Source organism: Bacillus sp. FSL W8-0183 (assembly GCF_038006825.1).
Taxonomy (GTDB): domain Bacteria; phylum Bacillota; class Bacilli; order Bacillales; family Bacillaceae; genus Bacillus; species Bacillus altitudinis.
In genome coordinates, this window is sequence record NZ_JBBOVY010000001.1 from 1,312,327 (window position 1) to 1,333,742 (window position 21,416).

The following is a 21,416-nucleotide window of genomic DNA, read 5'->3' on the forward strand; positions in this document are numbered from 1 at the left end:
TTGGGACAATCTGGATGAAATGATTTGAATCTGCTTGCAATGAAATAATATTTATCGAATTGGAGAACGACAACTACCTACCTTTATGCCTAAAGCATTGTAATGGTTTTTAATATTTACAATCGCGTGTCCACGTGTCACCTCATCGATTAGTTGATTTATTTTTTGAAGATTCACAGGCTTATTTGCAACTAAGTCACTAAAAAATGTTTGAATCTCTTTTGGATAAACATTTCCTACCATACTAGAAAGCCCGTTACATCCGTTTAATATTTTTTCAATGAGGTTTACGTCCCCTCCAGCGAACATGATAAAGTCATCTGGTAAAGTTGTGTTTTTCAGGCGTCTAACATCACTCTCTTCTTTCATCCCAACCAAATGAGAGTGTTTTTGATTCACAAGAGTGTGAAATGAGTCAGCGCTCAATTCAAACCCCGTGCGCAAAGGATTATTATAAAGAACAACATGTTTTGTGGTTTGCTCTAACAATTCATTCATGTAAGATATCGCTTGTTCCTGAGTTGGTCGGATATAAGGAGGAAATTGAATGAGAATCGAGTCGAAAACTGAATCCTCGAGACTTTCAATCAATTTTATTGCATTTTTTGTCGTTGTAGCTGATACACCAAACATTAGTTCAACATGTTTAAAGTCTTGCTGATTAAAAAAGTCAATAATTTGTATCCTTTCTTCAATACTCATTGAGTTTTGTTCACCTGTAGTTGCAGATACGAGTAGTGAATCAATACCATTTTCAGCTAAATATTCAACGATTGGTTTAAATCCATCCAAGTACAGACTTTCATCTTCATGAAAGGGGGTTGGAATCGCTACATTTAAATTCTTCAATATTTTTAACCTCCAACATTAAAATTTTTATCATGTATAAAAAATGTTACTCGTTCCCGTTATATCGACTGACCTCCTTTACATGGTTTGAAGGAATTCTTTGTGCATGTAAGTCTAGCCTTCATGTAATAGTCTAAGACACTTATTTTTATAGAACAATTCAATTATTTATATAATAACTATAGTTTGTACCTATGGTTTTATTTGTATAATAATGTATATTAGATGTTGATATTCAAAAATCATAAAGTTGGTACTTGTGAAAATTTCTAATTAGGAGTCGAAGAATGGAATTAAAACAATTAGAGTATTTTTATGCAATGTGTCAAGAACTGCATTTTACAAAAGCTGCAGAAAAGGTTGGAATATCTCAACCATCTTTGAGCCAGCAAATCAAACTTTTAGAGCATGAAATTGGAACACCTTTGTTTGATCGTATTGGTAAGAAAACGACTCTTACTGAATCAGGAAAACTCCTATTAAAATATACTCGCAATATTTTTCACGAAATTGAACAAGCAAAAATATCGATTAATGAATTAAATGGGCTTCAAAGAGGATCAATCTCAATTGGGACATTGCTAACAGTAGAGAACTACCTTATTCCACCGGCATTATTTAAATTTCATCAGCAATATCCAGCTGTGAAAATTTCTGTACTAGGTCTCCGTACTGGGGATATTCAAAAACACTTAATAGAAAATAGAGTGGACTTAGGGATTGTGTTTTTACCAATGAAAGGGGATGAATTTGAAACAATCTCTTTATACACGGAAGATATGGCTTATGCAGTACCTGTTAAACATCCCCTGGCACAAAGTGAAAAGTTGGGGTTAGAAGTATTAGAAGAAACTGCTTCAATTTTGTTTCCTGAGCAATTTTATATCAGACAGTTTATCAACAAAAGTTGTAAAGATATTGGTTTTCTACCCAATCCTATTTTTGAAGTAACAACTATGCAGTCATTAATTAATATGGTGGTAGATGGCATAGGGATAACGGTCTTACCGACTCCTTATCTTGAATACTTAAACGAACCTCAATTAAAGATTATTCCTATAAAGAACGCTAATCTGATTAGAAGTGTAGGAATAGTTTATAGGAAGGACAAACATCTAGGAGCAGCCATTCACATTTTCATTGATATATTAAAAGAGATTGCTTTTGATTTGAACTATGTTTATGAGTCGAGAAAGAAGTAATAGTTTTTAAGGGAATTTCAAGAGAGTGTTGAAATTCAAGAAATCACAGAGCAAGGGTAAACTGATAACGTTCAGGCAAATACATTTTTGATAAAATATTTAGCGGAGGGGGGAAAGGTATGAAGTCATTTTTACTAATTGGACAATCTAATATGGCGGGTCGAGGCTTTAAGCATGAAGTGCCGCCAATTTATAATGAAAGAATCATGATGTTGAGAAATGGTAGATGGCAAATGATGACTGAGCCCATCCATTTTGATAGACCGGTAGCTGGCGTAGGACTAGCGGCTTCTTTTGCGGAGGCTTGGTGTAAAGAGCATGAGAGAGAGAAGATGGGTCTTATCCCATGTGCCGAAGGTGGCAGTTCTATTGATGAGTGGTCACGAGATGGGGCTTTATTTCGTCATGCAATAAATGAAGCTACATTTGCAAAGGAAGATAGCGAATTAGTCGGGATATTATGGCATCAAGGAGAAAGTGACAGCCAAGATGGAAAATACAAAGAATACGATGAAAAAATACGAAGATTATTTCATGAGCTAAGAACTGAATTATCTGTCCCTAACATTCCGCTTGTGATAGGTGGTTTGGGCGATTTCTTAGGAAAGACAGCATTTGGCTCAGGATGTGTGGAATATCAACTGATCAATGAGGTACTACAAAAATATGCAAATCATCATGAAAATTGTTATTATGTTACTGCGAAAGGCCTTATACCTAATCTGGACGGAATTCACATCAATGCGATGTCCCAGAGAATATTTGGGATAAGATACTATGAAGCATTTCGAAAAACAGAACATATACATGAACCATTACCAAATGAACATGAGCTAGTGAAAGACTGTCATAATAGAATGAATACCTCAGCGGAGAATACATATATAGCACTAGAAAAATTCACGTTGGGCAAGATAACTTACGAAGAGTTGCTGCAGGCTTTAACGTAGGCAAAGCTCATGGTAGTCTTTGAATAGACAGAAACATGATATATCTTTTGAAAGGATGATTGTGGTGGTAAAAACAGATAAAGCTTCCTCCTGAATACAAGCAATTACATTCAGGAGGAGATAAAAAATGTTTAAACAAATAGATGACAATTATCCGAGAAAAGAGCACTTTCATCATTATATGACGGTAACCCGATGCACATATAGTCTGGTGATCGATCTAGACATCACGAAATTGTATGCAATATTAAAAGAAAAAAGGCTAAAAGTATATCCTGTGCAAATTTATTTGTTAGCAAGAGCTGTGCAAAAAATACCGGAATTTCGGATGGATCAAGTGAACGATGCACTTGGTTACTGGGAGATTCTCCATCCTAGTTATACGATTTTAAATAAAGAAACAAAGACGTTTTCAAGTATTTGGACGCCTTATGACGAAAACTTTGGTCGGTTTTATAAAAGCTGTGTAGCGGACATGGACACTTACAGCAAAAGCAGCAGCCTATTTCCGAAACCTCATATGCCAGAAAACATGTTCAATATTTCAAGTCTGCCGTGGATTGATTTTACTTCTTTTAACCTTAATGTATCTACAGATATAACTTATTTACTACCAATAATTACGTTAGGTCAATTTAAGATGAAAGAAGAAAAAATCACCTTGCCAGTCGCGATTCAAGTCCATCATGCTGTTTGTGATGGCTATCATGTCGGTCAATATGTGGAATATATGAGATGGCTTATTGAACATTGTGAAGAGTGGTTAAATGATTCAATGCAAATTACCTGAAGACAAAAGGTGTTCTCATGGAAATCTAGAAGATGAAGGCAGACTGAAATGAGTCTGCCATTTTGTTTTGTGATGAGAATGAAAATGTTCCAAAGGTTTACTAAGGCTATATTTGTTCTTTTTTCGGTTTCTTTTCGGTGCTTTGTAAATTCTTGTATGTGATAATAAATGTCATATAAGGGAGTTCAGTGGAAGGGGGATAAGGGATGGAGAAAGTTCTTTCTTCACATGTAGGTGTGAAAATCAATGAATGGTATAAAATGATTCGGCAATTCAGTGTACCTGATGCAGAGATTTTGAAAGCTGAGGTAGAACATGAAATTGAACGGATGGAAGAAGATCAGGATTTACTCATTTATTATCAATTGATGTGCTTTCGTCACCAGCTTATGCTTGATTATATCAAACCATCAGAAAAACGATCGCCTTCTGTTTCTGATTTGGTTGATAAAATTGAGAATTCTAATCATCAACTTTCCGGTATGTTGCAATATTACAATGCTTTTTTTTGAGGAATGCATGAATTTAGTAAGAAAGAATATGTACAGGCTATTCAATATTACAAGATCATTGAAAGGCAGCTTGCACTGGTTGTCGATGATATTGAGCAAGCGGAGTTTCACTTCAAGGTGGCTGAGGCCTACTATATTATGAAACAAACGCATGTGTCTATGCATCACATCATAAAGGCGCTAGATATTTATAAAGAACATGAGCAGTATAAAGTTCGCCAAATTCAAAGTCTAATTGTCATTGCAGGAAATTATGATGATTTCATGAGATATGAAAAGTCGTTGCAACATTTAAAGACTGCTTATTTAATTGCTGTGGGCGCAAACGATCAACGTTTAGTAGCAAAAACATTATTAAATATTGGTAATACATATGATAGGCAATCAAAGTATACAAAGGCAATAAAGCATTATAAAGAAGTGTTAGATGTTATTTCTTCGGAAAAAAGTGACATAAAGCCAATCACTCTATTTAGTTTGTGTTGGTCGCTGTACAAGTCTAATCAAACTGATGAAGCGGATCTGCTCGTTGAAGATGGACTTATATATTCCTTAAAGGTAAATGATTCGCTAAGTGTCTTGTTATTTAAAGCATTAAAAGCTATTTATATGGATACTAATGAACAAGCTTTGAAAGAAGTGTTTGATATTTTTGAAGAAAAGAAACTACATGTCTATGTGGAAGCATTTGCTCAAAGTGTTTGGTTATTTTATGAAAAAAAAGGGGACTTTGAAAAAGCTGCCGAATATTACAGAAAGGCTCTTAAGGCTCAAAATGATATTCAAAAAGGAGAGTGTCTGTATGATTATTAAAAAATTACTAATCATTTTATCCATTGTATTGTTAAGTGTTTCAACAGCAGAAACTTTAAAAATCATTGAAACAAAATCAATTCGGAATACAACAATGGAGGAACAAAAATCAAATCGAAACACGACTATGATTGATCGAAATTCAACTTCTGAAAACGCATAGACAAGATTAAAACAGACTTTAAGAGTCTGTTTTTTTATGAAGTAGAATGAGCAAATGAACAGTTGGCCAATGTTATACTTATCTCAGATAGATACGAGGAGGCATCCACTTTGAAATCATTCTGGGAGAAAGATGAAGAGAGTCCTTTTACGTTTGAAAAGATAGATGAGGAACAAATTCGTGAAGCAGAGGGAACACTTGGTGTCACTTTACCTGATACATACAAAAAACTCATTTTAGAATGGAATGGTGGTTTTACAGTTCGCAATGCTTTTCCAACCGAACGGCCGAATTCATGGGCAGAGGATCATGTTCAATTCGACCATCTAAGAGGAATCGCCAAAGATGATGGAATTATGAATAGCGCTCAGTTAAGTGATGAATTGGAGCTGCCCGAGGGACTTATTTTCATCAGCGGAGAAGAAGATACATGGATCGCCATGGATTACCGAGAAACGAAAGAACATCCTCCTATTCACTATTTTGATTTAGAGCTGGAAGTAGATTTTAAGCTGGCAGATAGTTTTGATGAATTTGTTGAGCGGTTATATACAGCTGACGACGCCATGGTTGAAGTAATAGAGATTGAGGAGGAAGCTTCGGATTTATATATCAGTAAAGAAGAGCTTGAACACATTTTTGAGAGAGGAGACCTTCGTCAGCAGAATCTCTTCAAAATGGCACATTATCCGATGGAAGACATTGAAGAGATCGCATGGTTTTTCTTGCGCATGAAACAGTGCATCAAACAGATAAAAGATCAACATGTCTTGTATGAAACAGCTACTGCTATTCACTCCAACCTTCTGTTAAACCCAGATATGCCAAGGAATGACCGTATTAATCAAGAGCTGCAAGTAATTGCTGAATTTCTAGAAAATAGTGGAGATCCGAATATCGCCTTTTTGGGAGGGGACATTCATCCAGTGAAAAAACGATAGTGAAAGAAAAAAAGCCCCCAAAAAGGGCTTTTTTTAATCTAATTCATGAAAAAATTGTTTGAGCTGATCAATGAAAACGGATTTGGATTTTCCCTTTTTATAGATAAACTCAATATTGATGTTGAAATTGATAGAGGGATCGATAGAAATTTGTTTTAATGTTCCTTGTTTTACTTCATTTCTAACACAATGATGAGGAAGAAACGATAGTCCCATTCCTTGCAGTACTAAATTTTTTGCAGTTTCCATATGATCAACCTCAATGGAAATGTTCGGTGTGATGTTGTTTTTTTGAAATAATCGGTGGAGCATCAACCAATCAAATGACCCATAGTCAAAGAAAATAAAAGGTTGTTCTTCTAGTTCTTTCATATTGATGTTGTCTAGGCTGGCGAGCGGGTGATGAGTTGGGACGAACAGCCCGATTGGATCGCTGAAAATCGGGATGGATTCAATTTGAGGATGTGTTTCAGTCCTGACAATGCCAAAGTCTACTTGGTTGTTAATCACTTTTTGGACAACATCCTTTGAATGTCCTGTTACAATTTTCACTTTCAGGTTTTCGTATTTTTCTTTTAGGGCGGGCAATATGTTAGGCAATAGATTATTGGAAATAGAGGATGCGCATCCAATCGTCAATTCATAAGGGATCATCGTTTGTTTAAGACTATGCTTTGCTTCTTGATAAGAATGGAGAATCTTTTTGGCATGAGGGTAAAACTGTTCACCTTTTTCCGTCAGAGATAGTTTATTTCTCTGTCTATCAAATAATTTCAGATCTAATTCTTTTTCTAACGATTGAATACGTGCCGATACAGAAGGCTGGGTTAAATACAGTGCTTCTGCAGCTTTATTGATACTGCCTAGCTGGCATACATAAATAAACGCTTCTATATTCTCAATATTCATGTTATCCCCTTATATGACGTTCTTTAAATGTTTAGCTTTTCAAGCTCATACACTAATTTTACAGCTTCTTTCGCCAAAATGACAGTAGGGTCAATCACTTTCACAGCTTTGGTTGACCTTAGAACTAAAGGAATTTCTGTACAGCCGGCAATGATGGCTTCTGCTCCTTGATTGATTAAAATTTCTGCAGCTAACACCAGTTCACTTTCGCCTTTACTCAATTTCCCTGCTTTCACGGCATAAATCCCATTCATCACGTTTTTCTGAAGATTTTCACTAGGAGTCATGACATCAATCTTGTGATGGGCACAAGCCTTTTGATAGAGCTGGGTTTTTAATGTGCCATCAGTACATAGTAAGCCCACAGACGTATAGTGATGTTTGTTCAGGTGCTTTGCGGTTTCTAATGGCATATTCATGATAGGGATATGAATGGATTGTTGTACGTTTTCTAAAAAGAAGTGAGCGGTATTGCATGCAATCAGAATAAAGTCCGCTCCTGCGCGTTCTAATCTTTTAGCTGATGCAATCATATATTCTGTAGGATCTTCGCCTTTCCCAAATATGGCATTGGTTCTATCAGGGATTTGCGCATAATTATCAGCAATCACATGGAGATGATCCTGATCTTTAATAGCTGGTGTATGAGAGATAATTTTTTTCATCAGATCAATCGTCGCTAAAGGGCCCATACCACCCATAATCCCAATCGTTGTAGACATCACTATCACCACATTTCATTTTTTTCTATTATAAAAAAAGAAAGGATGGTGAGTGTTATAGAAAAGTTCTATTTGTATATAGAAGGTTGATCAAAAGCACCTTTTATTTTCTTCTTTGAAGCGCTTATTTAGGGATTTTGAATAGGAAATAAATGATTAATGACGCTTCGCGTCCCACTCGGATTGAAGAATCGCATATTGATACTCATCGACCCAATGTCCTTTTGACATATAATTTTGTAGCAAATGTCCTTCGCGTCTCATGTCTAAACGTTCCAGCACTCGAATAGATTTTTCGTTTCTTACATCTGTAAAGGCAATGATTTTATGCTTGTTCAGTGTAGTGAAAATATATTCGATCATTGAATTCAAGGCTTCATGAATATAGCCCTTTCCTTGAAATTCAGGCGCGAGTGTAAATCCTATTTCAACGATTCTAGGCTCGCTGCCGAGTGTATGAATGGCGCAATCTCCTATCAGCTGATTGGATTCAGTTAAGGCAACCGCGTATTGAAACCACGTCCCTGGTTGATTAGGTTGTTGCGTCATTTGGTGTTGAACAAATGATTCAGCGTCTTCGTGCGTGTAGTTTTCCCAAGATTGAAATGTGGCAATAGAGGGATTTGATCGGTATTGATAAAATGCTTCAATATCCAGCTGATCAAACTGACGAATCACAACCCGGCTTGTTCTTGTAAATATGCTGTTTGCATTCTTCATGTGTTACCCTCACTTTTTAATTTGTTCTTGATTTGAAAAAGTCTATTAGCCATTCAGATAGCTGTTTTTGCGCTTTGGTCACAAATCGATCGGCATAATACGTTAATTCAAGATGCCGAACAGGAGCAGGGGCAGAAATAGGGATAGAGACAATATTAGTCCATGCTGAATGTTGCTTTAACAGCCCTCTTGGCTGGATGGTGGCACCGATCCCGGCTTCAACCAATTGCAATAGTGAAGTGGCAGATCCAACATCCATGACCGTGTCCAATTCAAAACCGTGTTCTTTACATACGTCATCGACCAAATCTCTTCCTAGATAGCCTTTTGGATACATGACCAGTGCATGCTCTGTCAATTCTTTTAGCGTCACTTCACGCCTTTTTGCCAGTTCACTGTCTGAATGAACAAACAATTCGTAGGGCTCATCGCCAAGAGGAATTTGAATCAGTCGTTTATCCGCAGGCCCGCGCAGCCCAATTCCGATATCGACTTTATGTGAGAGCACCTCGTCACGAACAAAGATGGTCGAAAAAGCCTTTAGGTTGATCTCTGGATACAGCGTTTTAAATTCTACAAAAAGCGGAACAAGCTGAAAGTCAAGATCAGAGGGAAGGACGGCAAGCCGAACAGTGCCCCGCTGTTCAGATAACAGTTCTTTCATAGCATTTTTTGCATCTCGTTCAGCCTGAAGCATTTTCATGCCATATTGATAAAGGAGCGTACCAGCTTCAGTTGCAACTACTTTTTTACCGATTCGGTCAAAAAGCGGCATCCCAACTTCAGCTTCAAGCAGCTGAATCTGTTGGCTTAATGTAGGCTGTGATATACCTAGTTGCTCTGCAGCCTTTGTGAAATGTAAATGATCGAATACAGCCATAAAATAGGTAATGTGACGAGTATCCATATGCCATCCTTTCATTAATGATAGTATTTTCCTATCATCATAATACGAATTATTGTATTGATCAATGAATGAAGCGGATTTATACTCATAGTAACCTCAACAAGATGAGAGAGGAAGAAGAGTATTGATAAAAAAAATATTTTATTTAGCTGCTTTATTTTTAGCTGCCTTAAACTTGCGCCCAATCATTACATCCGTAGCTTCTATGATGAGCATGATTCAATCAGACCTTGGCGTTAGTGCACTCACGGCAAGTCTTTTAACCACTTTGCCGGTCTTGTGCATGGGAGTGTTTGCCCCTGTAGCAACGAAACTAAGCCGCCGGTTTGGATTAGAGAGAACTCTTTTTTTCTCGATTTTTCTTATCACAATTGCGACTGGACTGCGTGGTACAAGTCAAACGGTTACCATCCTTCTTACGACTGCTTTTGCAGGAGGAGTTGGAATTAGTTTTGCCGGACCATTGTTGTCTAGTTTTATTAAAAAGTATTTCCCGAAAAGTCCTGGGATTGTCAGTGTGTACTCTATATCGATGACAGTTGGAGCTGCACTTGCTTCGGGCTTGACCATTCCGATTTACCTTCGCAGTGAGCATAACCTTCCACTTGCGTTATCCTGCTGGGCGGTTTTAGGCGTTATTGCACTGATTTTATGGCTCGGTCTAGCTCGTCAAAACCAACAAGCGGATCTTGCAGACGTGCCGCTGAGATTACCGCTGCGAAACAAAAAAGCCATTCAATTCACCTTGTTCTTTGGCTTTATGTCTAGCATGTTCTATTCGTTAACAGCGTGGATTACACCCATTGCGCTTGATTTTGGGAATAGTCCACAGTATGCCGCCATGTTGCTTACGATATTTACACTCATTCAGATTCCGGTGGCATTACTCGTTCCAAACATCGTCAATCGTCTAGGAAAGCCGAAATTATTTCTGATCTTATGCAGTTTGTCAGAGCTGATTGGCCTCCTATTCCTTCTACTGCCAATGCCGATCCTGCCAGCTGTTATTTTTCTAGGGATTGGAGCAGGTGGATTATTTCCTTTGGCGCTTATGCTGCCTATTATTGAAACGCGTACGCCAGAAGAAGCCGGTACATGGTCAGCGATGTCGCAGATGGGCGGGTACATCATGGGAGGATTTGGTCCATTTTTAATCGGTTTGATTTTCGATATCAGCGGACATTTTCAAGCTGCTATTTTCGCAATGCTCGCCATCGTGATGCTGATGATTGGCGTGCAGTTATCTATGAAGTTAGGGGGAAAACGTGAAGAAGGATCCAGCTCATAATTTGCTATTCAGCTGGCACCAGCGAATTATTATAAAAGATGCTTGAAACTGGAGGGATTTTCATCCTTATTCGCGAAGCAAACACGATCGACTATCCTCAATTAAGAGACATTTATTTCGAGTCCCGTCGGCAAAGTTTTCACTGGCTCCATACGGAAGAAATAAATCTGCACGATTTCGATCAGGATACGAAAGAGGAACAAATCTTTTTAGTCGAGAAAAACAATAAAATCCTTGGTTTCATCTCACTTTACGTACCAGATCGTTTTATTCATCTTTTGTTTGTCCATCCAGATGGAGCTGGTCAAGGGGCTGGAGATCTTTTACTTAAACATGCTGTAGAAGTACTGGGAACACCGGTCACCCTCAAATGTGTTTCTGAAAATCACAAGGCTTTGTCGTTCTATCAAAAAAGAGGATGGAAGGCAGTGGTAGAAGAAGGAGAACCAGGGGCGGAATACTGGGTTCTTGTGTATGAATAAAGATAATAGACACTACTTTTTATGGTTTAGCCCCTTTGCAAGGGGTTTTTTGCAGTTTGTTTTTGGTGTCGAAAAAATTCATAAAATATGTCATTATAGGGAAAAGGGCTGATGGAGGAAGTACTTTCATCTCATGTCGGCTTATCAATGAATGGTATTATCATATTCAAAGATTTAATGTACTTGATGTCGAGGCGTATAAAGAAGTAATCAAATCGATGCTTGATAATATTGTTCACTTTAATGACTCGATCCGAGCATTTCAAGACAAGTAAAGCAGAGGGACTGTCTATATGAAATTTAGAACTTTATCGGTAGTGTTCGTGATGATCAGTGTCATAAGTGTTGTTGGTTATTTTACATCTGAAGTGACAACAAGTCATGATGAAGCTAGGAGAGGTTATACGGCAAGGGTTGGTTTTTCTGCTTAAATTAAAAAATCCCCTGTGAAGGGCTTTTTTTATCTATGGAGCTGATTGAATACTCATATTGGCATTTTTTAGAACAACTATGATATAGATCCATTTGCATCATGAAATGTGTAATGAATGTCGTATTGATCATGAAATATATTGTACATATAAGGAGAAAATTTCTTTTAAATCATACATAGGAGTGATGAAAATGGCTATGTTCAAATCAAAAATGTTTCAAAGGGTCTCCACAATATTTTTTGCTTTAACGTTTATGATTAGTCTTTTCAATATGGCTGTGTTTCCAGGGACAGCGGCGTCTTATTATGTAGTCTTAATAAGTAAGATGTTGGTTATCAGCTTGTTAAACGGTATGTTTTTTGGAACTGTATTCTATTTAATTGTCACTTTTATCAATGTTTTTATCGCTAAAAATGATAATCGAAATCAATAATGAGTGTAGCCAGTATGAATCAGACATTCAAGATATACTCCAAATTTTGAACAAAAACAGCTATTTGTTTTGCGTATGAAATCGATTGGAAAACCGTACTGTTATTTATGAAAAAGTCCTCCGTGTCTCATTTTTCTTCATAAAACTCCACTATAAGCTCATTCAAAAAATTTCGATGAGAATAGACTGTACAGAATACAAGATTAAATTAGAGAGAAGGAGGCATTATCGTGGTAAATATAACACAGGATTTATCGGCTCTTGGTTTAAACATCTCGCAAAGTGTAGGTTTTGGTCATAACCAATCACCTACCACAAGTTCATCTAAATTTAATGGACTTTTTGCCGGACTTACACCAGGTACTGCTCTCGATATCGTCGGTGATTCAGGTTATTTGTATGGACCGGGTAGTTTTGTTACTTATGACCAAACGACGGGCATTGTATTTTTTAATGACCCAACATCGGGTGGAGGTACTGCCACTAGTTTGATAGATGTGAACAAAATTGAAAGTGTAACGTTCACTGGTTAAATATAAAAGATTTTCGGCCATGTGTTAATAAACCTAATAGCTGGAATGCATTGGTATTAAATCAAGGGGGGATTTCTAGGGGAATCATCGATTTATGCAATGAAATTGCTAACACCATTCTCATTTGAAGACGTACAGAAAATGTTATCCTCAAATAAGAAAAAACATCATTCAGCCTTTTGCTGGGTGATGTTTTTTCTTATATTAATAAACAGCCTAAAACAAAGTCGAGATACAGTCATTGTGGTTGAATGTTTTACTCAAAAATGAATAAAGATAGACTAGACGTTAAAGTGAACAATGATATAAGAATCACTCATTTTGTGAGGAGGAACGATAAATGAAAAAACTCTGCCGGGAAGTCTGGATCGAAGTCAATCTTGATGCGATAAAAAGGAATATCGAAGCGATTCAAGCGCATATTCCAAGAAAAAGTAAGATCATGGCTGTCGTGAAGGCGAATGCTTATGGACACGGTTCAGTGGAGGTAGCGCGGCAGGCACTAGAAAGCGGTGCGACAGAACTTGCAGTTGCTAGCTTAGAAGAAGGGATTGTATTGCGAAGAGCAAAAATAGAAGCACCTATTCTTGTGCTTGGATTTACACCGCTCGACTGTGTGAAAAGGGCCGCAGCCTGGAGAATTGATCTCTCCGGCCTTCGAGAAGACTGGATTGCTCAAGCAAATGAGATCTTAGCGGAAGAAGAAAGCCAGCGCCGGCTTGGGATTCATGTCAATGTTGACACGGGGATGGGGCGATTAGGTGTACGGACAAAGGAAGAGCTGTTAGCGGTGGTGAAGGCGCTTGAAAAGAGTGAAAACCTGAGGTGGGATGGAATATTTACGCATTTCTCCACTGCGGATGAGCCTGACCCTGATTTCACGTTGCTGCAGCACAGCATCTTCATTGATTTTCTTCGGTTTTTGAAAGAAGAAGGGATCAAACTGCCAACCGTACATATGAACAATACAGCTGCTTCGATTGCGTTTCCTGAATTTAGCGCCGATATGATCCGGCTTGGTGTCGGACTTTATGGATTGTATCCATCGCAATATATTCAAAGCTTAGACGCTGTTCAATTGGAACCAGCACTAAGCTTAAAGGCAAGAATTGCTTTTGTAAAAGAAATGGTCACAAAACCTAGGACGGTCAGCTATGGGGCAACCTATGTGGCAAAGCCTGACGAAGTCATTGCGACCATACCGATTGGTTATGCAGATGGGTACTCACGTGCTTTATCCAATCGAGGGTTTATGCTTTTCCGCGGAGAACGAATGCCAATTGCGGGCCGAGTCACAATGGATATGACGATGATCAGCTTAGGAGAGATGAAAGCAAAGCAAGGCGAGGAAGTCGTCATTTATGGCCGTCAAAAGGGCGGAGAAATTTCTGTTGATGAAATTGCTGAAATGCTCAATACGATTAACTATGAAGTCATTGCAACATTAAGCCGCCGTGTTCCAAGGTTTTATCGTCGAGGCGGGAAGATTATTAAAATATCGACGCCGGTGATGTATGTGTGAAAGTAAGGACAGCATGAAATTGCAAAAAGCCCCTTTATATGGCAAGGGGGATTTTGAGTTTCACGTCTTATTTCGGCTTAAGCTCGATACTCTTTATCTAAAATAAGAATTGGTTTAATCGTAGATCCATTTTTAGAATCTTCAAAAGCTTGTTCAATCTCTTCTAATTCGTAGAATTTTGCTAGTTTCTCAACTGGGAATTGTCCATTTTTAAAGAACTTGACTAGTTTAGGAATGAATAGTTGAGGAACGGCATCGCCTTCTATCACACCTTTTAAAGTGAGCGCATTGAGCATGAGATCATTGGTCACATTAAACGTTAAATCGCGCTTTCCTACTGCTACTGTTGCACAAGTTCCTTTGACACGCAGGCAGTGAAGGGCAGCTAGCGTGACTTCTGGTACTCCAGTTGTTTCAAATGAGTAATGTGCCCCTTTTCCTTCTGTGATTTCCTTCACTTTTTCAGCTGGGTTCTCATGTTTACTGTTGATGACATGTGTTGCACCTAATTCTTTTGCTAGCTCAAGGCGGCTATCATGGATATCAACGGCAATAATCGGATCACAGCCTGCAATTTTTGCTGCCATTAACCCACTTAAACCAACAGCGCCTGTACCGAACACAACAAAGCTTGTACCTGGAGCTGGAGCAAGTGAATTTAAGACAGTACCGCTCCCAGTCATTAAGCCGCAGCCGAATGGTCCTAAATAACGTAAATCAGTTTCTTTGTCTACTTTCACCACATTTTTCTCATCAACCGTTGCATATGTACCAAATGACGATTGACCAAAAAATTGTGATACATCTTGATGATCATGTGTATGGATAGGCGTTTCATTATGTTTATTACGACCAGAAAAATTCAGTGGAATCATGTTTTCACATCCACCAGCGTTCCCGTCAAGACAATTATGGCAATGACCGCAATAAGCGAAACCAAGTACAACGTGGTCTCCTTCTTGAACGGTTGTGACATTAGAACCTGCTTTTACGACAATGCCAGAGCCTTCATGTCCTAATAAAGCAGGACGTGGGACAGGAAGCGTACCATCTAATACTGTGGCATCCGTATGACAAACGCCAGATGCAACGATTTTGACAAGCACTTCATCTGCTTTTGGATCATCTAGTAATAATGTTTGTTTCTCGAAATCTTTTTCATTTGTTGTGACCATCGCTTGAATTTCCATATCATGTGCCCTCACTTTTTGTATAGTATGATATTCTGAAGAAAGGTTAGATCAAATGTCACAAAAAATTCATTTCTTTATGACTAAGTTGATTGTAGGACGAAAGATTTTTCGTTTCAATCAGCAAAAAATCTTTTTTGTATAGGTTTTCAACACAAATGAATTTATGTATCTCTAATCAACATTTTTTAAAAAGTGTCTAAAGGAGGGGCCCATGATCAAAAAAGAGGATCGCCGTGTTGAGCGAACAAAAGAAACACTTCGTCAAACATTCAAAATACTAGTAAAAGAAAAAGGATATTCGCATGTAAAAGTGAAGGATATTGTGGAAAAGGCAAACTATAATCGGACGACGTTTTATGTGCATTATGAAAGTAAAGATGAATTAGCAGCAGATGTTATTCACCGAGAAATGGTAGATTTCGAATATGAATTTTGTAAGCCAACTCGTGAAAATCCACTGTTGGATTTAACTCGCATGAAACCAGAGGGCACCGATGTATTTCAATATATCGTCGAAAATCGCGACTATTATGATTTATTAGTGATGGAAGACCGAATTCCCTACATACAAGAACAATTGCTTAAGAAGATACAATATATCTTCCAAAATAGAATGTCATTTGTGAGTGATCAGTATGAAGAAATCAACGACAGTTATTTTGTCCAGTATCGTTCATACGGCATCTTTGGTTTTATCATTGAATGGATCAGAAATGACTACAATGCATCTCCCTCAGAAATGGCACGCCGCATTATCAATTTATTATATATTCAATCCTCACTTATGATTCAATTGAAAGATGAAGAAGCGATTATGAAAAGGTAATGTCATATAAAATTGATATATGTAGAATGATATTAATAGAAATAAGTGCACTCTGAATTTATGATGGTCACAATTCATCCGTTAAAAGCTCATGCAGCTGAGACAAATGGTTGGACGAAGCGAGCGGACTTACCGGAAGAATGTATTAATGCTGGTGTAGGAGTAGTTGATGGAAAGATTTATTTATTTGGTGGAGCAAGTGAAAAAATAAGTTAAATAATCAAACATTTATGTATGACCCTAAGAAAGATATCTGGGAAGAAAAAACGAGCATGCCGAGAAATAGAACAGGCGGTACATATGCTACAGTAGGTAAGAAAATATATCTAATAGGTGGAATAAACGAAGAGACAAAAACAGCTTATAACACAATTGATATATATGATACAGAACTTGATCAGTGGGCTGAAGAACCAATTCAAATACCTAGGGATACTGTACCTAAATTATACAATAAGGGAACTTTGCACGCAGTTGCGGTGGAAGAGAATATATATATTGTATCTTCAAGAAATACTTATACGAATAATGTCTATTGTTACAATAAAACTACTGGTGAATGGAAGAATCTGAATTCATCAGTTTTGACTTCTCGAAATGGGAGAGACATTTCTGAAATTGACGGAAAAATATATGTTGCAGGTGGCGAAAATTCGATCGGTCATAGTAGAGAAAAGAATTTGTTTCAGTATGATATTGCAACAGATACTTGGAAGAGGCTTATCGATGTTCAATTGACATCTTATACATATGAACCCTCCTATGAAACTTACAACGGTAAGTTCTTTATTATTGGTGGGCAATTATATGGTGATAATTAGAAAAAATATGGTAAACAAAGTTCAGATTTTCAATCCACAGGATGGTCAATTTAAAAATTCAGCTTATGAATTGCCAGAAGGAAGAGTATCAGCTGTTGCAACAATTGTTGATGATCAATTATATGTCATTGGCGGACGTGACTACTCTTATAGTATGAGAAATCTTTCTGTAAAAAGTGATTACAGATCAGTGATTTCTATTTCATTAAAAGACTTACAAGTGACTGAGGATGAAACAAAGCCGGATGATGGGATAGAAGAAGACCCAAAGGATCAAGATGGGACAAAGCCAGGTGATGGCACAACAGAAGAGCCGAAAGACCAAGATGGAACAAAACCAGGAGAAGAAACTGCGAAAGGTATACTTTCCATTACCATGAATCAATGGGTTACAAAAGGATTACTGCTCTCAATGAAAGAAATCAACGATTTTCTTAACTGGTGTAAAGAAAGAAGCTTTGGAATCGGAATGAACTTTTATGAGATCAATAATGAACACAATAAAGGACCTTTCACAAGTAAGAAAGATTATGTCGTGTACCAAAATATCTTAATGTTTGATATCAAGCAATATTGATAAAATGAAAGCTGCTGATAATAGATTAGCAGCTTTTTATATTTTGCCTAATTGTTAAAATTAGGATGAAGATCATAAAAAAACACGATATTTTTTTAAAAATCTGCTAAACATCCTATAACCACGTCCGATAATAAAATTGTCAGGGTTGTTAAGCCCTAGAATAAAGGACTTTTTTCAGACAAGGACGTCTGTCAGGTCCCACTTACATGGAGGTAATAGGAAATGAGAATTAACCACAATATCGCAGCACTTAACACATTAAACCGTTTATCTGCAAACAACGGTGCAAGCCAAAAGAACATGGAGAAACTTTCTTCTGGTCTTAAAATCAACCGTGCAGGAGATGACGCAGCAGGTCTTGCAATCTCTGAAAAAATGCGTGGACAAATCCGCGGATTAGAAATGGCTACTAAAAACGCGCAAGACGGTATCTCTCTTATTCAAATAGCTGAAGGTGCATTGACTGAAACTCACTCAATCCTTCAACGTGTACGTGAGCTTGTTGTTCAAGCTGGAAACACTGGAACACAAGACGATACAGACCTGGGCGCTATCCAAGAAGAAATTGCTAACCTAGTTCAAGAAATTGGTAACGGATCTGACAAGAATGGTATCTCTGACCGTACAGAATTTAACGGTAAAAAATTGTTGAATGGCGATTTCGCTGACGGTAAAGCTACTCTAACTTTCCAAATTGGTGCAAACAAAGCACAAAAATTAGATGTTAACATCGAAGCAATGTCTTCTGATGCTCTAGGTGCTATTGATGATACTACTGGCGATCTTGTAGCTGGTCAAGCTATATCTAACCTTGATGTAAAACAATTTTCTGATGCTGCACCAACTCTTACATTTGATCAACAATTAGACATCGTTGATGGTGCTATTAAACAAGTTTCAGATCAACGTTCTAAACTTGGTGCAGTTCAAAACCGTCTAGAGCACACAATCAACAACCTTGGTGCTTCTGGTGAAAACTTAACAGCTGCTGAGTCTCGTATCCGTGACGTTGACATGGCGAAAGAAATGAGTGAGTTCACTAAGAACAACATTCTTTCTCAAGCGTCTCAAGCAATGCTTGCACAAGCGAACCAACAGCCACAAAACGTACTTCAATTACTACGTTAATGAAAGGCCCCTTGATGGGGCTTTTTTTATGCTCTTTTTTCTTCGCATTTTCTCCAGTCTTATGATTCTTAAATCCCTCTGATAAATCATGAAAAATGACCTTTAAATTTGTCATACTCTAGCGAAACGATCATAATGAATAAGACTTTTTCCTTATTTATTCCTTTTTTGTTAAACATATTCCATTAAAGTTCGATAAATGGATTGTAAGGCTTACAAAAAAATTCTAATTTAGAACTTTTGGACATGGATGTCTAATTGGTTCAAACACATGGAGGTCATTTAATATGAGAATTAACCACAATATCGCAGCACTTAACACACTGAACCGTTTGTCTGCAAATAATGGAGCAGGGCAAAAGAACATGGAGAAGCTTTCTTCTGGACTTCGTATCAATCGTGCAGGAGATGACGCAGCGGGTCTTGCAATCTCTGAAAAAATGCGTGGACAAATCCGCGGATTAGAAATGGCATCTAAAAACGCACAAGATGGTATTTCTCTTATTCAAACAGCTGAAGGTGCATTAACTGAAACACATGCGATTCTTCAACGTATGCGTGAATTGACAGTTCAAGCGGGTAACGTAGGTACACAGCAGACTGAGGATTTAACGGCGATTCAAGATGAGATTAAAGCACTTGTTGAAGAGATTGATGGTATCTCAAGCCGCACAGCATTTAACGGAAAGAACCTTTTAAATGGAGATGTTACAGACGGATTCCAATTCCAAATTGGTGCGAACAAGGAACAACATATTATTGTTGAAATTGGTAAAATGGATGCAGAAACATTAACAGTTAAAGATATTGATGTAAGTGTTGATGGCTTCAATTTCGATACTGAAATTGAAAAAATCGATGCGGCAATCGGCGCTGTATCTAAACAACGTTCATCACTTGGTGCAGTCCAAAACCGTCTAGAGCACACAATCAACAACCTTAGCGCTTCTGCTGAAAACTTAACAGCTGCTGAGTCTCGTATTCGTGACGTTGATATGGCGAAAGAAATGAGTGAGTTCACGAAGAACAACATTCTTTCTCAAGCTTCTCAAGCAATGCTTGCACAGGCGAACCAACAGCCACAAAACGTACTTCAATTATTACGTTAATTAAAAGCCCCCGTTGAGGGGCTTTTTTTATGTTAGTTTGATTTTAGCAATTGATGTAATTGAAAGTCTGGAACAGCTTCATAGAAGAAAGCTCGATTTAATTCATCATTCTTTTGATCCCACCTCTGCCACCAGTGGCCGACATCACCAGTGAAGTCAGCTTGAATCATGTCTTGCAGCTGCTCTAGGTTGATGATTTTTCTCGGTTCTATTAAGAATGAATGCATACGATGATACGCCTCAAGGCATTTAGGTTGTTTTGTTTGAACGGCATATTGTACATAATGATTTAAAAATTCTTGCACAAATGTTAAATAGGGAATGGGGGTTCCTTTTAATTCAACGCCTTCCCAAGCCATATCCGCAATTGCACAAAGCCACCAGCCAAGCTCATTGGCGTGCTGCATTTGTTGTAAGGTATGCCGTTCAAAAGAAATAAGCCCATCTTCTTGTGCTTGTTTGAGCATACGCTCAAGTGTCTGTGCCTCAAGAGCTGCCTTTGTCATTCCCTGACCATGTATTGGATCTAATGTGCATAAGGCATCACCCATGACCAATAAGCCGCTTGGCCAATCTTCCATTTGTTCATAGTGGTTTCTGACACAAGCCGGAACTCTAAATCCTTTTGGTTTCGTATAGGGAATTAAATGAGTGATGGCTTCTGCTATAGAGGGATTGGTCAGCTTAGCGGTCTCTACATCAAACTGATCAGCGTCCGTTGTTGGATAATGAGAGCCGCCAGCTGCAGAGAGAAGAACCGCTGCTAAATCATGATCTACACGTTCAAACAGTCCTGTTGGAATTTTTTTATTTGGCTGTCCAACGATGACCATTGGTTCTAGGTTCGGTGCCTCAGGTGGTATTTGGTAGTATCTTGTGCTATAGCCAAGAGACACGATTAGCTCATCTGTCTGCGGCAAGGTTCGTCCTGCGCTTTTCAGCCATTTGGGCAATTTAGACATTCTTCCAGACGTATCAATGACTAAGTCCGCACTTATTTTGTTGATGATTCCAGGCTTTATCCTCCGATCTTTGACCTGTAATCCACTCACTTTAGTCGTTTCTTCTTCAAAAAGAAGAGCGATCGCTTCATGTTTTTCTAAAAATTGAACACGTTCCTCACGTAACATTCTTTGCATCAGCACCCACTCTAGCATGGCACGTCGTGTGACAGCTGTTTCTTCAGTATCGGTGAGTACTAACTCGCCATCTTTTGTCATAAAGCGAGATGTCTGATGCCATGTGTTGTACGCGCCCATTTCGAGTAATTCTTTTGTATAACCAGGAAATAGACGTTCCACTATTTGTTTGCCTAGTGGTAGCATTCTATGTGGATGAAAAGCTTGAGGCGTGCCAAGACGATTTTCAGGAGCGTCTGGCAATTCGTCCTTTTCAATGATCAATACTTCAAGGTAAAAACTTGATAAAACCTTTGCAGCGAGCATTCCCGTTATTCCGCCTCCGATGACGATCGCCCGCTCATACTTCATGGGTTGTGTCACAACATGCGCCTCCAGTGAATATATAAAATGGTTACATGACCATTTCATCATATGTTGATTTTCTAAGTATAGCAAATTCTCGTTTTC

At 38.0% G+C, this 21,416-nt stretch carries 19 protein-coding genes and 2 pseudogenes; 14 read left to right on the forward strand and 7 right to left on the reverse strand.

Annotated features, from left to right (window positions below; genetic code table 11):
- Positions 1 to 51 precede the first annotated feature (51 nt).
- On the reverse strand, positions 52 to 849 hold the full coding sequence (locus NSQ64_RS06875) for a dihydrodipicolinate synthase family protein (protein WP_039168825.1): 798 nt from the start codon (positions 847 to 849) through the stop codon (positions 52 to 54).
- 287 nt (positions 850 to 1,136) lie between these two features.
- On the opposite strand from NSQ64_RS06875, the gene NSQ64_RS06880 reads away from it, so the two are divergent.
- The 6 genes and pseudogenes from NSQ64_RS06880 (at position 1,137) to NSQ64_RS06905 (ending at position 6,220) form a co-directional block, all read left to right on the forward strand.
- Positions 1,137 to 2,051, forward strand: a complete 915-nt coding sequence (locus tag NSQ64_RS06880) for a LysR family transcriptional regulator (RefSeq protein ID WP_024720155.1) — start codon at positions 1,137 to 1,139, stop codon at positions 2,049 to 2,051.
- A 119-nt stretch (positions 2,052 to 2,170) separates the two neighbouring features.
- On the forward strand, positions 2,171 to 3,001 hold the full coding sequence (locus NSQ64_RS06885; RefSeq protein WP_268381685.1) for a sialate O-acetylesterase: 831 nt from the start codon (positions 2,171 to 2,173) through the stop codon (positions 2,999 to 3,001).
- 127 nt (positions 3,002 to 3,128) lie between these two features.
- Positions 3,129 to 3,791, forward strand: a complete 663-nt coding sequence (catA, locus tag NSQ64_RS06890; RefSeq protein WP_268381684.1) for a type A chloramphenicol O-acetyltransferase — start codon at positions 3,129 to 3,131, stop codon at positions 3,789 to 3,791.
- Between the two features lie 206 nt (positions 3,792 to 3,997).
- Positions 3,998 to 5,116: pseudogene (locus NSQ64_RS06895) on the forward strand (Rap family tetratricopeptide repeat protein).
- Entirely contained in the window at positions 5,106 to 5,279 is a 174-nt protein-coding gene (locus NSQ64_RS06900; RefSeq protein ID WP_268381683.1) for a RapH phosphatase inhibitor, read from the forward strand. Before NSQ64_RS06895 ends, NSQ64_RS06900 begins: the two are co-directional and overlap by 11 nt.
- A gap of 110 nt (positions 5,280 to 5,389) precedes the next feature.
- Complete coding sequence (locus tag NSQ64_RS06905) at positions 5,390 to 6,220, forward strand: SMI1/KNR4 family protein (protein ID WP_268381682.1); 831 nt, start codon at positions 5,390 to 5,392, stop codon at positions 6,218 to 6,220.
- Between the two features lie 33 nt (positions 6,221 to 6,253).
- Here NSQ64_RS06905 and NSQ64_RS06910 read toward each other — a convergent pair whose 3' ends face one another.
- From NSQ64_RS06910 to NSQ64_RS06925, 4 genes are all read right to left on the reverse strand, one after another.
- Positions 6,254 to 7,129, reverse strand: coding sequence for a LysR family transcriptional regulator (locus tag NSQ64_RS06910; RefSeq protein ID WP_024720161.1), 876 nt, complete (start codon positions 7,127 to 7,129; stop codon positions 6,254 to 6,256).
- A gap of 23 nt (positions 7,130 to 7,152) precedes the next feature.
- Entirely contained in the window at positions 7,153 to 7,851 is a 699-nt protein-coding gene (locus NSQ64_RS06915) for an aspartate/glutamate racemase family protein (protein ID WP_341015731.1), read from the reverse strand.
- A 156-nt stretch (positions 7,852 to 8,007) separates the two neighbouring features.
- Positions 8,008 to 8,571: a GNAT family N-acetyltransferase gene (locus NSQ64_RS06920; RefSeq protein ID WP_268381680.1), complete on the reverse strand. Its 564-nt coding sequence runs from the start codon at positions 8,569 to 8,571 to the stop codon at positions 8,008 to 8,010.
- 16 nt (positions 8,572 to 8,587) lie between these two features.
- On the reverse strand, positions 8,588 to 9,493 hold the full coding sequence (locus NSQ64_RS06925) for a LysR family transcriptional regulator (protein WP_341015735.1): 906 nt from the start codon (positions 9,491 to 9,493) through the stop codon (positions 8,588 to 8,590).
- A gap of 112 nt (positions 9,494 to 9,605) precedes the next feature.
- Between NSQ64_RS06925 and NSQ64_RS06930 the strand changes: the two genes are divergently transcribed.
- The 4 genes from NSQ64_RS06930 to alr all read left to right on the forward strand — a co-directional run bounded on the left by NSQ64_RS06930 (position 9,606) and on the right by alr (position 14,170).
- The gene (locus NSQ64_RS06930) at positions 9,606 to 10,766 is read left to right on the forward strand and encodes an MFS transporter (RefSeq protein ID WP_341018252.1); all 1,161 of its coding nucleotides are present in this window, start codon (positions 9,606 to 9,608) and stop codon (positions 10,764 to 10,766) included.
- Positions 10,767 to 10,828: 62 nt separating this feature from the next.
- Positions 10,829 to 11,248, forward strand: a complete 420-nt coding sequence (locus NSQ64_RS06935) for a GNAT family N-acetyltransferase (protein WP_341018254.1) — start codon at positions 10,829 to 10,831, stop codon at positions 11,246 to 11,248.
- A gap of 1,097 nt (positions 11,249 to 12,345) precedes the next feature.
- Positions 12,346 to 12,648 (forward strand): hypothetical protein, encoded by a 303-nt coding sequence (locus NSQ64_RS06940; protein WP_052472189.1) that lies wholly within the window; start codon positions 12,346 to 12,348, stop codon positions 12,646 to 12,648.
- 340 nt (positions 12,649 to 12,988) lie between these two features.
- Positions 12,989 to 14,170, forward strand: coding sequence for an alanine racemase (alr, locus tag NSQ64_RS06945; RefSeq protein ID WP_341015738.1), 1,182 nt, complete (start codon positions 12,989 to 12,991; stop codon positions 14,168 to 14,170).
- A 77-nt stretch (positions 14,171 to 14,247) separates the two neighbouring features.
- Here the strand turns inward: alr and NSQ64_RS06950 are convergent, their stop codons facing one another.
- Complete coding sequence (locus tag NSQ64_RS06950; protein WP_007498906.1) at positions 14,248 to 15,360, reverse strand: NAD(P)-dependent alcohol dehydrogenase; 1,113 nt, start codon at positions 15,358 to 15,360, stop codon at positions 14,248 to 14,250.
- 214 nt (positions 15,361 to 15,574) lie between these two features.
- Between NSQ64_RS06950 and NSQ64_RS06955 the strand changes: the two genes are divergently transcribed.
- From NSQ64_RS06955 to hag (NSQ64_RS06980), 4 genes and pseudogenes are all read left to right on the forward strand, one after another.
- Positions 15,575 to 16,189 carry a TetR/AcrR family transcriptional regulator gene (locus NSQ64_RS06955; protein WP_259254711.1) on the forward strand — a complete coding sequence of 205 codons (615 nt, stop codon included), beginning with the start codon at positions 15,575 to 15,577 and terminating at the stop codon, positions 16,187 to 16,189.
- A 60-nt stretch (positions 16,190 to 16,249) separates the two neighbouring features.
- Positions 16,250 to 17,587 (forward strand): annotated as a pseudogene (locus NSQ64_RS20960) (Kelch repeat-containing protein).
- A gap of 225 nt (positions 17,588 to 17,812) precedes the next feature.
- On the forward strand, positions 17,813 to 18,718 hold the full coding sequence (gene hag, locus NSQ64_RS06975) for a flagellin Hag (protein ID WP_341015750.1): 906 nt from the start codon (positions 17,813 to 17,815) through the stop codon (positions 18,716 to 18,718).
- A 287-nt stretch (positions 18,719 to 19,005) separates the two neighbouring features.
- Positions 19,006 to 19,827 (forward strand): flagellin Hag, encoded by an 822-nt coding sequence (gene hag, locus NSQ64_RS06980; RefSeq protein WP_024719584.1) that lies wholly within the window; start codon positions 19,006 to 19,008, stop codon positions 19,825 to 19,827.
- A 32-nt stretch (positions 19,828 to 19,859) separates the two neighbouring features.
- On the opposite strand, the gene NSQ64_RS06985 is transcribed toward hag (NSQ64_RS06980), so the two are convergent.
- Positions 19,860 to 21,329 carry an NAD(P)/FAD-dependent oxidoreductase gene (locus NSQ64_RS06985; RefSeq protein ID WP_341015753.1) on the reverse strand — a complete coding sequence of 490 codons (1,470 nt, stop codon included), beginning with the start codon at positions 21,327 to 21,329 and terminating at the stop codon, positions 19,860 to 19,862.
- Positions 21,330 to 21,416: the final 87 nt, after the last annotated feature.